The sequence below is a fragment of the Treponema sp. OMZ 840 genome, assembly GCF_050937815.1.
Taxonomy (GTDB): Bacteria; Spirochaetota; Spirochaetia; order Treponematales; family Treponemataceae; genus Treponema_C.
Genome location: NZ_JACDIJ010000001.1, coordinates 663,970 through 677,788, shown reverse-complemented (window position 1 = coordinate 677,788; position 13,819 = coordinate 663,970). Strand labels below are relative to the sequence as shown.

The 13,819-nt window shown below is 47.7% G+C and carries 13 protein-coding genes; 10 read left to right on the top strand and 3 right to left on the bottom strand.

From position 1 onward, the window contains the following. Positions 1-5 precede the first annotated feature (5 nt). The 5 genes from lepA (at position 6) to H0R92_RS03290 (ending at position 6,339) form a co-directional block, all read left to right on the top strand. Entirely contained in the window at positions 6-1,811 is a 1,806-nt protein-coding gene (gene lepA, locus H0R92_RS03310) for a translation elongation factor 4 (protein WP_432961124.1), read from the top strand. A gap of 30 nt (positions 1,812-1,841) precedes the next feature. Further along, positions 1,842-2,072 carry an Rpn family recombination-promoting nuclease/putative transposase gene (locus H0R92_RS03305; RefSeq protein ID WP_432961181.1) on the top strand — a complete coding sequence of 77 codons (231 nt, stop codon included), beginning with the start codon at positions 1,842-1,844 and terminating at the stop codon, positions 2,070-2,072. Positions 2,073-3,447: 1,375 nt separating this feature from the next. Then, positions 3,448-4,836 (top strand): InlB B-repeat-containing protein, encoded by a 1,389-nt coding sequence (locus tag H0R92_RS03300; RefSeq protein WP_432961122.1) that lies wholly within the window; start codon positions 3,448-3,450, stop codon positions 4,834-4,836. A 627-nt stretch (positions 4,837-5,463) separates the two neighbouring features. Further along, positions 5,464-5,940, top strand: a complete 477-nt coding sequence (locus tag H0R92_RS03295; protein WP_432961120.1) for a DNA-binding domain-containing protein — start codon at positions 5,464-5,466, stop codon at positions 5,938-5,940. A 33-nt stretch (positions 5,941-5,973) separates the two neighbouring features. After that, the gene (locus H0R92_RS03290; RefSeq protein ID WP_432961179.1) at positions 5,974-6,339 is read left to right on the top strand and encodes a DUF4469 domain-containing protein; all 366 of its coding nucleotides are present in this window, start codon (positions 5,974-5,976) and stop codon (positions 6,337-6,339) included. Between the two features lie 112 nt (positions 6,340-6,451). On the opposite strand, the gene H0R92_RS03285 is transcribed toward H0R92_RS03290, so the two are convergent. Beyond that, entirely contained in the window at positions 6,452-7,318 is an 867-nt protein-coding gene (locus H0R92_RS03285) for an Rpn family recombination-promoting nuclease/putative transposase (protein WP_432961118.1), read from the bottom strand. A 46-nt stretch (positions 7,319-7,364) separates the two neighbouring features. On the opposite strand from H0R92_RS03285, the gene H0R92_RS03280 reads away from it, so the two are divergent. The 4 genes from H0R92_RS03280 (at position 7,365) to H0R92_RS03265 (ending at position 10,225) form a co-directional block, all read left to right on the top strand. Next, complete coding sequence (locus tag H0R92_RS03280) at positions 7,365-7,526, top strand: DUF4469 domain-containing protein (protein ID WP_432961116.1); 162 nt, start codon at positions 7,365-7,367, stop codon at positions 7,524-7,526. A 162-nt stretch (positions 7,527-7,688) separates the two neighbouring features. Further along, positions 7,689-8,930: an AGE family epimerase/isomerase gene (locus tag H0R92_RS03275; RefSeq protein WP_432961114.1), complete on the top strand. Its 1,242-nt coding sequence runs from the start codon at positions 7,689-7,691 to the stop codon at positions 8,928-8,930. Positions 8,931-8,961: 31 nt separating this feature from the next. Next, the gene (locus H0R92_RS03270; RefSeq protein ID WP_432961112.1) at positions 8,962-9,381 is read left to right on the top strand and encodes a rhodanese-like domain-containing protein; all 420 of its coding nucleotides are present in this window, start codon (positions 8,962-8,964) and stop codon (positions 9,379-9,381) included. Positions 9,382-9,397: 16 nt separating this feature from the next. After that, a complete protein-coding gene (locus tag H0R92_RS03265; RefSeq protein WP_432961110.1) occupies positions 9,398-10,225 on the top strand; it encodes a TatD family hydrolase in 828 nt (275 codons plus the stop codon). Positions 10,226-10,297: 72 nt separating this feature from the next. Here the strand turns inward: H0R92_RS03265 and H0R92_RS03260 are convergent, their stop codons facing one another. Further along, the gene (locus tag H0R92_RS03260; protein ID WP_432961108.1) at positions 10,298-10,558 is read right to left on the bottom strand and encodes a hypothetical protein; all 261 of its coding nucleotides are present in this window, start codon (positions 10,556-10,558) and stop codon (positions 10,298-10,300) included. Between the two features lie 49 nt (positions 10,559-10,607). On the opposite strand from H0R92_RS03260, the gene H0R92_RS03255 reads away from it, so the two are divergent. Further along, positions 10,608-10,928, top strand: coding sequence for a Trp family transcriptional regulator (locus H0R92_RS03255; RefSeq protein ID WP_432961106.1), 321 nt, complete (start codon positions 10,608-10,610; stop codon positions 10,926-10,928). Between the two features lie 14 nt (positions 10,929-10,942). On the opposite strand, the gene H0R92_RS03250 is transcribed toward H0R92_RS03255, so the two are convergent. Then, positions 10,943-13,723 carry an ankyrin repeat domain-containing protein gene (locus H0R92_RS03250; RefSeq protein WP_432961105.1) on the bottom strand — a complete coding sequence of 927 codons (2,781 nt, stop codon included), beginning with the start codon at positions 13,721-13,723 and terminating at the stop codon, positions 10,943-10,945. Positions 13,724-13,819 lie beyond the last annotated feature (96 nt).

Here is a 13,819-nt window from a genome sequence, read left to right as displayed (position 1 = left end):
AGCCGATGACAAATTTAGAACAAAAACGCAATTTTTGCATTGTTGCGCACATAGATCACGGTAAGTCAACCCTTTCGGACAGGCTTATACAAAAGGCCAATATCATCGATGCGCGCCAATTTCAAAATCAAATACTCGACAATATGGATATCGAACGCGAGCGCGGCATTACGATTAAAAGCCAGGCGGTAACGATTCCCTATACCGCGCAGGACGGCAAAACCTATGAATTGAATTTCGTCGATACGCCCGGCCACGTGGATTTTTCTTATGAAGTATCACGCGCAATCGCTTCGTGCGAAGGCGCCTTGCTGCTGGTGGATGCGGCACAGGGGGTTGAATCTCAAACCTTATCGAACATGTACTTGGCCCTCGAACACGACCTTGAAATCGTTCCGGTTATCAATAAAATCGACCTTCCGGCTGCGGACATTCCGTCGGTAAAGCGCCAAATAGAACACGATTTGGGCTTGGATCCGGAGCACGCCGTTTTGGTGTCGGCGAAAACGGGTAAGGGTATCGATGACTTGTTTGAAGCCATTGTGCAGCGCATTCCGCCTCCTACTCACGATACGGGCGGAAAAACGAAGGCCCTCGTGTTCGACTGCCGCTACGACCCCTACCGCGGGGTTGTCGTTCATATCCGTATGTTCGGCGGCAAAATCAAGCCGGGACAAACCATACGCTTTATGTCGTCCGGCTCCGAATACAAAATCGAAAATACCGGCGTGTTTAAAATCAAACTGGAAGAAACGCGCGAACTGAACGAGGGCGATGTCGGCTATTTTATTGCGGGCATTAAAACCGTTTCCGATGTGCGCGTCGGAGATACGGTAACCCTTGCCGACGACCCCGCAGACGAAGTGCTGCCCGGTTTTAAAGAAGTAAAGCCGGTTGTTTTTTCGTCGATTTATCCGGTGGACACAAACGATTACGAAGAACTGCGCGACAGCATGGAAAAACTCAAGCTGAACGATGCAAGTTTAACCTACGAAAAGGACGCATCTTTGGCTTTGGGACACGGTTTCCGCTGCGGCTTTTTGGGCCTTTTGCACTTGGAAGTCGTGCAGGAGCGCTTGGAACGCGACTTTGACCAATCGGTTATCTTTACCGCCCCTTCGGTACGCTATCAGGTGGGTATGACAAACGGCACGGAAGTTTTTGTCGATAATCCCGCAGACTATCCGGATCAGGGGCTTATACGCTGGGCAAAAGAGCCCTACATAAAGGCGTCCATTATTACCCCCGCCGAGTTTTTAGGCTCGATTATGGCCCTGTGCACCGAAAAGCGCGGCTCCCAAACCAATATGCAGTATCTCGACGAAAAGCGGGTTGAAATTATCTACGAAATGCCCCTTGCAGAAGTGTTATTCGATTTTTACGACCGCTTAAAAAGCTACAGCCGCGGCTATGCCTCCTTCGATTATGAAGTTATCGGCTACCGCGACACCGATTTGGTAAAGGTTGATATTTTAATTAACGGCAATAAGGTAGACGCGCTATCGCTGCTTGTGTTTAGGGGCAATGCGATTGAACGCGCACGCAGTGTCTGCGGTCAGTTAAAAGAAGAAATAAGCCGCCGCCAATTTAAAATTGCAATACAGGGCGCCATAGGCGGACAAATTATCGCCCGCGAAACGGTTAACGCCCTGCGAAAAGACGTACTTGCCAAATGCTACGGCGGCGACGTTACCCGTAAGCGCAAACTGCTTGAAAAACAAAAAGAGGGCAAAAGGCGCATGAAAATGGTCGGCGATGTGGAACTTCCGCAAAGCGCCTTTTTAGCCGTTTTGAAAACAAAGTCGGATTAGTAACGGTGAAATACTGATCTCACCGGGAGGATAGAAGCAATGATACGGACAGTAAAACAAAACGAACAGGCGCGGCAGGAATACCGCTTTATGTCGGCCTTCGAAATGGACGCACGGGAAGAAGGCATACAACAAGGAATTGAACAAGGCACGTACCAAAAGGCATTTGAAACGGCAAAAAACTTACTTGCAATGAATCTTCCTATCGAAAATATTGCCCAAGCTACCGGCTTAAGTATTGAAGAAGTGAAAGCTTTATAAGAATCAACATGTTACTGGCCGAATATGACTACGACACCGACTGCGAATGTCGAAGTACAAAGTTCGCCCCTCGCACTTTCCCCGTTCGCCCCTCGGACTCGCACTCTGTACTTTCTTAAAACAAATTACAAAAATCTTTCCCGAAAAGTTGTTATTCTCAAAAACTTGGGTTATAATGTTTAAAGAGCGGACATCCTGTCCGCTCTTTAATCCGAGTTTTGTGCAAAGCACAAAACTCCTTACTTGCAGCTTGCGCATACATCCGTGTACGGGTGCAAGCGTGCGGCTCACATAACGCCGCACGCTTGCACGTCGAGTTTTGCTTCGCAAAACTCGCATAAAAACAGCTTTAGGTTCGCAATTCTGAAGAATTGCTCACACTTAAAGATAGCATTGGATATACAGTTGCATAAAACCGTGCTTCCTGCTCGGTTTTATGCGACGAGTTTTGCGTTGCAAAACATCGCGGATAGTCGGCCTTTCCGCCGTCCATGTGCATAAAATCACACATCCGTGTGTGATTTTATGCTTCAAGTTTTGGGCTTTGCCCAAAACTCATTACTAACGGCTTTTCTGCACATCCGTGTGCAGGTTGTAAAAGCTATGGGGAATACGGATTGCAAAGGGAACATGGCATAAAACCGAACTTCCTGCTCGGTTTTATGCTTCAAGTTTGCCGAGGCAAACTTGGTTATATAAAGCTTTTTCTGCCGTTCATGGCGGGATTTGAAACATCGCGGATAATCCGCTTACGTACATCCGTGCTGTGCGTTATATTGACTTTTTGCGAGGGCTTATGAACGGGAAAATAAACCGCTTAAACAGTACAATAAAGGGTTCTCAAAAAAGTTTGGAAAAGTCGGCAAAACTACTTGACACGGTACCGCCTCCACGCGCAAAATTCACAGCTTCACAGCTTCACAGCTTCACAGCTTCACAGCTTCACAGCTTCACAGCTTCACAGCTTCACAGCTTCACAGCTTCACAGCTTCACAGCTTCACAGCTTCACAGCTGAGGGCTAGCTGTGCCCAAATACATTTTCACTCACACACAAAACACACTTCGCATATAAAAGAGCGTAGGGTAAAGCCCGTACCCTCTTTTTTTAGACACAAACCCCCGTAATCGGTTTAAAAACCGCACGTCCTGTGCGGTTTTTAAACCGAGTTTTGCTTGCGCAAAACTCATTACTAACGGCTTTTCTGCACATCCGTGTGCAGGATTTAAAACAGGATGTTTTATGTGCGGCATTCGGCACGTCCTGTGCGGTTTTGAACTCGGGTTTTGGGCTTTGCCCAAAACTCATTATCTATAGCTTTTCTGCACGTCCGTGTGCAGATAAGAATTATGAATTATTTATTAAGGAGAAAAACAATGAAAAACACAAAACAAAGAACTACATTTTTAGGAAATCGGGCGGCAGTCCTCACACTTGCCGCATCGCTCGTGATTATGGGGCTCTTTACCGCCTGCCCCAACTCCGCAGGAGGAGGCGGAACAACACCCCTTACCAAGTACAAGGTAACGCTTGAGCCCGCCTCAGACGGCACCGTAACGGTAAACCCCGCCCTTCCTTCTGACGGCATGGTAGCGGAAAACACGGAAATCACCTTTACCGCTTCCCCGCATGCAGGTTACAAGCTTCAAAAATGGGAACTGAACGGGCAGACGGTAAACGGCACCGCTCCTACCTACAAGCTAAAAGTTACACAAAATGCACAGGTAAAGGTTTCCTTTGAACTGCTTTCGGGCACTCCTTCAGTCTACCTTGCAGGCTCTATAACAACAGGCGGAAATCCGAAGCCCCATTATTGGAAAAACGGCACCAAGCACGAACTGCCTATGGACTCGGGAATGACTAGAGGATATGCATATTCTGTTACCCTTAAAGACGGAAAAGCCTACAGTGCAGGGCTTCAACAAGCATTCGGAGCATCAACCGCCATTGTATGGGAAGGAAACACCCCTTACTGGAAAAGCCCCGAACAATATACCATCGCAAATGCAATTTTAACCGAAGGCGCTTCCCTCTACATAGCGGGAAAGCTCAAAAAAGACGGAGCGTGGGAAGCCTCCGTTGCCGACATAACGGACAAAAACGCGGTGAATATTGCCCACCTGCGTACAAGCACGGGAACTGAGACAGAGTCGGAAGCTTACGCTTTGTGCTCATCGCCTTCCGCCTTGTATGCCGTAGGAACAATATTCAACAGCAGCTCCTCCCAAACAAAAGGAGCCCTGTGGACAATAGACAAAGCTCTTGACGAAGCCTCGCGCACCGAAACGGTACTGGCTACGGGAAGCTCTGTACATCCCAAGGCGGTATGCTTTTTGGACAGCGCAGTCTACGCTGCAGGACGGAATGCGGCGGGCAATGCTGCGGTATGGAAGGTTACGGGCACAAGTGCAGATGTAACGGCGACGGTGCTTGGAACGTCCGGCAGCTCCGAAGCAAACGCCGCATGCACAAAAGACGGCCTTGTCTTTATAGGCGGGAGAAACGACAGCAGCAAGCCCTGTGTATGGAAGGGAACGGACAGCTCCTTTACAGCCATAAAGTTAAGTACCGAGAGCGGCACGGTGAATGCCCTCTACGCTTTCGGAAACGACATCTATGCGGCAGGTTTTCTCTATACCGGCGGCGGTCGAAAAGCCGCCTATTGGAAGTTCACTTCCGCCATTGCCTCTGCCTCCGATGCCGACATAACCGTCCTTCCCGACGCCGACAGCGAAGCATACGGCATTGTTGTAACGATGGAGTAGGGTTGAAGCGGGCGGCTTACATAGCGCCGCCCGCTTCAACGTCGAGTTTATGACGGGCTTATGCCCGTCATAAACATCGCGAATAACCGGCTTTAAGTTCGCACATTTGAAAATGTGCTCACACTTAAAGGTAACATTGAACATACAGCTGTCAGCTGTATAGGCCGGGTTCTTAGGGGCGGTGCATACAATCGGACGTCCTGTCCGATTGTATGCTTCAAGATTGCCTACGGCAAACGGTTTGCCGCAGGCAATCTTGTTTATATGGAACTGTTCCGGCATCCGTGCCGGGACTGTGAAAAGAAATTTCCCGCTTTTCCTACGGAACAGCGGGAACGGCGGGTACAGGTTGAAGCTCACGGCTTACATAGCGCCGCTCGCTTCAACGTCGAGTTTATGACGGGCTTATGCCCGTCATAAACATCGCGGATAATCGGCTTTGAGTTCGCACATTTGAAAATGTGCTCACACTTAAAGGTAACATTGAACATACAGTTTTAGCTGTATGTTCGGGATTCCAAAGGGCAGAGTCCTTTGGCAGTGCGGGAGAGAGAGGGGGTTCTAGGGGGAGAGAGAACCCTGCCCTGAACGGGGTGCTCTCTCCCCCTAATACTTAGGAGGTATGTTATGGCAAAAAAGAAAAGCGTTTGGGAAGTGTACTTACGTCCCAACACCTTAACCAAAGAAAACGACCGCGACTGTATTGCGGACGTTCATGCTCACGCCGCAACTCAGCGTAACGAGGACATTGCAGAGCTCATCACCAAGGAGAGAAGCGAGTTCCGAAAAGAAACCATCATCAACATCCTCAACATGCGGGACAAGGCGGTTAAAGACCTTATCCAAGAGGGAGCGAGCTTTATGGACGGCTTGGTGCAAATAAGCCCGCGCGTGTCGGGGGTATGGGCTACCGAAAACGCCCCCTACGACGAAAAGATTCACAAACGCACGGTTGAAGCTCACGGCTTACATAGCGCCGCTCGCTTCAACGTCGAGTTTCGCGACAAGCGCGAAACATCGCATAAAAATAGCTTTAGGTTCGCAATTCTGAAGAATTGCTCACATTTAAAGATAATATCGAACATACAGCTGTCAGCTGCATAGGCCGGATTCCAAAGGCCGGCGAGGCCTTTGGCTGTGCGGGAAAGTGAGAGGGGGCAAGGGGAGAGAGGAAACCCTGCCCGGAACGGGGTGTCCTCTCTCCCCTTAAACGACGGCACCTTAACAATAGGCGACGACATCATCATCGAGGGTAACAAGCTTAAAATCGACGAAACCGACGCATCTCAAGGAGTCTTTTTCCGCCTTGCGGACGGTACCGAACACAAGGTAACCCGCCGCCTCTCGGTAAACCAGCCGAGCCAAATAATCGCCCGCGTACCCGCGGCGGTTCCTGCGGGAAAGGTTACGGTAATAATACGGACCAAGTTCAGCACCGGCAATAAAACGCTTAAAGAATTACGCGAAATTGTCTATAAACTGCCTTGCACCGCCAAAGCTTAACATTCACTATCAAAGCCTCTTTGCTCACCGTATCAAAGAGGCTTTGTCTGCAAAGTACGCTGTACGGCTATATCGGTGTCGCAATCATATTCGGCTATTAACATGTTTATTCTTATAAAGCCTCGATTTCTTCTTTGCTTAAGCCCGTGGCTTGCACTATTTTTGCAGTAGAATCGCCGAGCTGTTTTAATATCTTTGCCGTTTCAAGTTTTGTTTGGTAAGAGCCTCTTTCCATGCCTTGTTGTATGCCGATCATCAGGCTTTCTTGCCGTTGTACCGCTATGTCGGTATCATAGTCGTATTCAGCTATTAACATGTTTATTACCTCCCGTGATTTTCTCTGTAAGTAGTCTTTTAAGATGTCTTTGTCTATGCATATTTTTACCGCATTGGTAAAGCCGTTTTCGCTGTCGAGCTGCATTTGCTTTCGGACCTCTTCTACAAAGAGGCTGTATTCTTCAAGCGCTTTGCACGCGGCTAAAACTTTATGTGCTTTAGCTGTATTGATGTTTAAAACCTGCACCGTCAACTCCAAGGGTGCGGGTGCGGATTTCGTTATAAAAGCATCGGAGAGTTTTAGAATTGCGGTTTCAGGATAATCTTCTACACCATTATAGAAAACATAGAATTCGGGCGCGGGTATTTTTGACAGCTTTCTCAGATACCTGTCTGTCGGTGCTTGCAGTTTTTCGTAGAGCCGAGCGATATACTGCAAAAAGCGCAAAGGCATGTTTTCGTTTATGGTAGACTGGTGTTCAGCCAACACTATGATTTTACCGTCCACAAGGCAGGAAACATCGTTTATAATGTTCATATACATTACGTTATCAAGCCTTATGTTTTCTACGGGACAGGACATTTGCAGGTTTGTGCCGTGCAAGGCGTTATAAAGCGATAAAAAGTTTTCTTTTGCTTTTTCGTCTTCTGCGAACAAATCGACAAAGACAGAATCTTTGTAGCTGCGTTTGTGTTTAGACATTCTTCCATCACCCCCTTCATTCACAGTGTAACACGAAAACGGGGAATTGTATAGTTTTGCCGGACATCCGCTTATCGCCCGCGTACCCGCGGCGGTACCGGCAGGAAAAGTTACGGTAATAATACGCACCAAGTTCAGCACCGGCAATAAAACGCTTAAAGAATTACGCGAAATTGTCTATAAACTGCCTTGCACCGCCAAAGCTTAAGGGCTGTACTCCCCGCTCGGTGAAGAGCCCATTCCCCGCTCGGTGAAGCACCTGTTCCCCGTACAGGGAAGACATCGTTCCCCGAACGGGGAAGGCGCGGTTCCTTTATGCAAACGCCCTGTCTTGACAAAGCCGAATGCTTGTTATACCGTAGAAGCCGATATGCATACGGCAACAAAAGAATTCAATGCAAAAAAACTGCTTTCGTTTTATAAGAAAAATCTTACCGGCTCGGTGCTGCCTTTTTGGTTACAGTTCGGTATGGATTCCGTTCACGGCGGAATATACACGGGCTTGGACAGGGACGGAAGCCTTTTGGAAAGCGATAAATCGGTGTGGTTTCAGGGCCGCGCTTTGTGGACCTTCGCACACGCCTATATGAAGGCCGCCTCTTACGGAGAAGAACACCCCGAATACTTGGATGCCTGCCGCTCTTTGGCGGACTTTATAGAAAAGCACTGCACCGATAAGGCCGACGGAAGAATGTATTTTCGCCTTACCGGGGACGGAAAGCCGGTTATAAAACGCCTGCGCTATTTTTTCAGCGAAACCTTTGCGGTAGTCGGTTTTGCCTCTTACGGCCGCTCGTCGGGTCAAGCATCTTACGTACAAAAAGCCTTCAATCTGCTTAAAAAAATCGACGAAATACGCTCAACACCCGGTCTGCTTATTCCGAAATTCGATGAAAAAAACGCCCCCGCGCGCGGTTTCGGCGTTCCGATGATTTTATTGAATACCGTTTCCGAATTGCGTGCATCTTTGCGTCAATTCAATATGGAAGGCGAAGATTTTTGCAACCGGTACATCGACACTCTTTTAGACGAAATCAAAACGTATTTTATAAAGCCCGAATTAAAGGCGGTGCTCGAACAGTGCGCTCCGGACGGTTCGGTTCAGTATGAGCATTTTGAAGGCCGTCTTTTAAATCCGGGGCACGCTATAGAAGGCTCGTGGTTTATAATGAAAGAGGGGATTGAGCGCGGCGATAAAGACTTACAAAAGTTGGGCCTCGATATGTTCGATTGGATGTGGCAGCGCGGCTGGGATAAAAAGTACGGCGGTATTATATATTTCCGCGACATCGAAAATAAAAGCCTCAGCGAATATTGGCAGGATATGAAATTCTGGTGGCCGCAAAACGAAGCGGTTATCGCTTCGCTGTATGCCTATTACCTGACGGGACAAAAAAAATATCAAACGCGCTTTAGCCTTGCGCACAACTATTTTCACGAGCGCTTTCCCGATAAAAAATACGGCGAATGTTACGGCTATTTTCACCGCGACGGAACCCTTTCTACAGCGCTTAAGGGAAATATGTATAAGGGTCCCTTTCATATTCCGCGTATGTATATTGAAGGCATTACACTTTTGGAAAAAATTGCCGCTGCGGAAAATAAGCGGTAACGGAAAAATAACGATTTATAAAGAGGTATGTATGAAAAAACAAGCTGTAAAAGCGGTAAAAAAAATTGCTGTCTATGCCGCTTTGATTGTATGCGCTTCCTGTTTGGGAGCCGCAGGTACTAAGGAGAAACATATGCAAAAGAATAGCTTTTCTACAATTTCCGCTCAGGAAGCAAAGGCCCGTATGGATAAGGGCGGCGTAATCATCGTTGATGTGCGCACACAGGCCGAATACGATTCGGGGCACATTCCGGGTGCTATTGTAATTCCCAACGAAACTATCGGTTCAAGCCGTCCGGCTCAGCTTCCCGACTTAAACGCCGAAATCCTCGTATACTGCCGTTCGGGGGCCAGAAGCCGCAATGCTGCGGGAAAACTTGCAGCCTTAGGCTATACGGCAATTTACGATTTCGGCGGTATTATAAGCTGGCCCTATGAAGTGGTAAAATAAGGCCGCCCCCGAACCGATGTTTACCGATACCCACTGCCATTTAACCTATCTTGCCGGGCGCGGTATAGACGCCGCCTCGGTTATACGTGAGCTTGCCGATAAAAAAGTACCCTTTGTTTTGGATTCGGGTACCCGCTCGAACGATTTAAAAGAGCGTATCGATTTTGTAAACGGCATAACCGCTTCCGTTCAGGATTCATCGCTTAAAGAGAGGGCGGCTTCAATGCTGCGTTTCGGCGCGGGTATTTGGCCGGATAAAGACGCGATTGCCGACCGCTTTTTGCATATGGACGTTTTGCGCGAGCAAATTGAATTATGCGATGAAAAGCGCCTGTGTGCAATCGGCGAATGCGGCTTTGACCGCCACTGGAATACCGACGATGCCGACGAAGAAGGGGAGCGCGAACTGTTCGATATGCAGCTTGAGCTGGCGCGGGAATTGGAGCTTCCCCTTATCGTTCATTCGCGCGACGCCTTTGAGCAAACCCTTGCGGGCATTAAAAACGCGGGCGAAAAAAAAGGCGTGCTGCACTGTTATTCTTACGGTGCGGAAGAAGCGCGCGCTTTTTTGGACGAGGGCTGGTACATATCGCTTTCAGGTTCGGTAACATACGCAAAAAAAACACAAATAAGCGAAACCGAAAAACTGGTGCGCTTTATTCCCGCCGACCGCCTGCTTTTGGAAACCGACGCCCCCTATTTGGCCCCCGTTCCCTTCCGCGGAAAACCGAACACCCCGTTGCTCATTGAACACACTTACCGCTTTGTTGCGAATATCCGCGGCTTGTCTACCGAAGAATTGGCCGCCGCGGTACTGCAAAATGCCCGCAGATTGTTCGGCTAAGAGCCTTCGGTCTTGTTCCGTGGTTTTTACAGCTTTGCAATTTCGGCTTCGGGAAGGCCGCCTCGGCACCGTTTACCGCTGCGGGCGGGAATCTTTTTTCCATTCTTCTATGAACTGTTCATATGCGGCAATGGTGGCTGCCATAACAATGTCGCCGACCGGCCCGCGTCCCGTGTAATTATTGCCTTCACTCACATAAAGAGATTGTAAGGTGTTTTCCAATTCTTGTATCGATAAATCCCTGTCGTACGCTTTGCGCCGTTCAAGTCCCAGCGTTTCTTCGTCAAAAACCTGTTTGTATGCAATGCCTTCCCATTCCGTTGTTTCACTCATATATAGAATATACTGTCTTTTTTTTGTGATTGCAAGTATAATGACTGTTATGGAAAACAAAGAGAAAAAAGACGCGGTATCCGAGCGTGATTTTTATGAGGGCTTGAATGAACTGTATGCGATTATCGCCGGCATGAGCAATCCTGAAGATATTGCCGACTTTTTCGGCTGTTTGTTTACCGGTGCCGAGCGGGAAGATTTGGCAAAGCGCTGGCTTTTGGTGCGAGAAATCGATAAGGGCACTACTCAAAGAGAAATTGCCCGTATGTTTAAAATGAGTCTATGTAAAATTACGCGCGGTGCAAAAGAATTAAAAAAGCCGGACAGCGCGTTCAAAAAGGTTTTGGATGAACTGCGCTCCGGCTCTTAAAATACAGGCTCTGCCTATTTTAGTAAGGCGGCTATATCGTTTCGCTTCCAGCGTACCGCCGTATCATAGGGTGTTTCTCCCGAAATGTTTTTTACCGTTTTATCCAAACTCATCGACAAAAGGCGCTGTACGGTTGCCGCATCGGCTTCACGGGCGGCATAGTGCAAAATGTTTTCTCCGGCTATATCGCGTTTTGTTCCTGCAATTTGTACAATCATATTCAATATGGTATTATCATGCTTTAATGCATAACTTACGGCACATTCGGATAAATTGTCCCGTATAAAGGGATCCGCTCCTTTTTCCAAGGCAATGCGGGCTAAATCCGGTTTGTCGTGTTTTACCGCAAGCAGTAAGGGGGTAATCCCTTCTCTGTTTCGCCTGTCTACCGGAAAACCCGCTTCGATAAGGGCGGTAAACATCGCAGCTGAAACGGAAGACGTTACGGCAATATGGGCAGGGGTGTTTCCGTCCGAGTCGGCAAGGTTTATGTCATCTCCCAATACCGCTCCTATAACCGATTTGTCTTTATGCAATACCAAAGAGAGCGGGGTACGGCCGTGAATGTCGCGTGCAAGCGGATTTCCGCCCGATCTACGCAGTAAACGTATCAATGCCGTATTTCCCGTTTCGGCCGCATCGTGATAGGCGGTTCTTCCGTACATTTCCTGGATGGAAGGACTTGCTCCCAATTGAAGAAGCAGGGCCGTCATTTCAGTATTTTCATTTACGACGGCATCCATAAGCGGCGTTCTTCCGGTTATGTCGGACGAATTTATATCGGCTTTATGATTTAAAAGCAGTTTTGCCGTTTTTATCCGCCCGCCGTGAGCGGCTTCATGCAAAGCGGTTTTTCCCGAAAGATTTTTTGCGTTTACATCGGCGGATTTTAAAAGCATAAGGGCTGCTTTTTGCGCTTCCCATCGCACGCATGCATGAAGGGGGGTATTTCCTAAATAATCGCGCAAATTCAAATCGGCACCGTTTTTTATAAAGATTTTTATAAGGGAGTCGTTGTCCGATTTGACGGCACTGAATACTGCGGTTTCTCCGTTTGTGTTTTGTTTGTTTATCGGAGCGCCTTTTTCAAGAATAACGGAGGCTGCATCGTTTAAATGCCATTCCGCTGCATAATGAAGGGGGGTGTTTCCCATGCCGTCTGTCGCCTTTATAACTTCCGATGTTAAAAGCCAATCCTGTACGTCGCCGCCTGCGCTTAAGGCTAAGCGAAGCGGGGAATAGTTTGCCGTGTTTGCGGAAAATACATCCGCTCCCTGTGCCAACAGCATTTCGCCGATAAATCTGTTATTTTGCTGTACCGCCATATACAGGGGAGAGTCTCCGTTTCTGTTACGGGCATTTATTTCGGCACCGTTTTCCAGCAAAAATCGTGTTTGTTCGGGAGATGCTTTTTTAAAGACGGCAATATGAAGGGGTGTATTGCCGATGGAATCGCGGGAATTGATATTCGTGCCGTTTATAAGCGTTTTTATCATATCAAACTCGCCTTCAAGGGATCTGCTTAAAGGAGTTTGCCCGTTTATGTCTTCGGCGTGTATATCGGCATTTTTGGATGCAAAAAAAGCTATGTGTGCGGCATTTTTTCTTTCGACTGCCTGTGCCAAGGGGGTAAGCCCTTTTTTATTGCGGCTGTCGATAACGGCGCCGCGTTCGACAAGCGCTTCCAAAACGGCTGTTTCGGTTTTAGTCATTGTGGCTATATGTAAAGCGTTGTCGCCGTATGCATCTACGGCATTTGCGGCGGCGCCGCGCTGTAAAAGCAATTGATATATTTCCTGTCTTTTTTTGTCAGGACTGATAATAAGAAGCGGCGTTTTTCCCATACTGTCGCGTGCATTTATATCGGCTCCGGCATCCAAAAGCATTGCGGCAATTTCGGTTTTACCGTATCGTACCGCTTCATGCAGCGGTGTCGAGCCGGAAATATCCTTTGCAGCCGTTGAGCTTCCTTCTTTGATTAAATACTGCACGATTGCCGTTTCCCCTGAAATAACGGCAAAATGCAGGGGGCTTTGGCCGTCGTTAAACCGCATGGAAAGATTGTGCGTTTTTACCGCGTCTTCAAAATATGCAAGGTTTCCTCTTTCGGGGGCTGCATTTGCAAGAATAAGCAAAGCGGCAATATATACCGACTCAAGGTCTTTTTGCGAATAAGCAAGCAATAGGGGGCTTATTCCGTGTATGTCTTTAACGGAAAGCGGAATACCCTTTTTGATACAGAATTTCAATGCGTCTGTATTTTTGCTTTTTACTAAATAATGGATAATCGTTTGTCCTTGTACATCCCGTATTTCTCCGGTACGGGTGGTAAGCAATGCGTCATAAAATAAAGAACCGTATTTTAAGCCTATATCAAAGGCAGTGTTTCCTTCTCCGTCTTTTGCAAAAATATTGCTGTTAAGAGCGGCAAGGACTTCCGCCGAAGCGGCGGCCTTATGTTTTACGGCAACATGTAAAGCCGTATCGCCTGCATAATTTTTTATTTCCGAATCGGCACCCTTATATAATAAAAAAGTGACAAGCTGGGCATCGTTTACTTGAGCTGCTATATGCAAAGCCGTGTTTCCGTTTTCATCCGTTATATTGATGTCCGCCTGCGACTGGAATAAAGCACGTACTTCCTCCGTTTTCCCGGCGAGGATGAGTTCCTGAATGTTCATTTGTTTTTTTTGTTCGCCGGTATTATCGGGAATTGTAAGGCAGCTGTTTAAAAAAACGGTACAAAATACCGAACCCGCAAGGCACATAAAAAGGCCGTGTATACGCTTAGTCATATAAAAAATTCTCCTGTGTGTACAATTAAAGCTTCTTTTTAATTATCGATAAAAGAGAATAAACAATTAAGCAAAAAAGGAAGGCTGCGGGCGGCA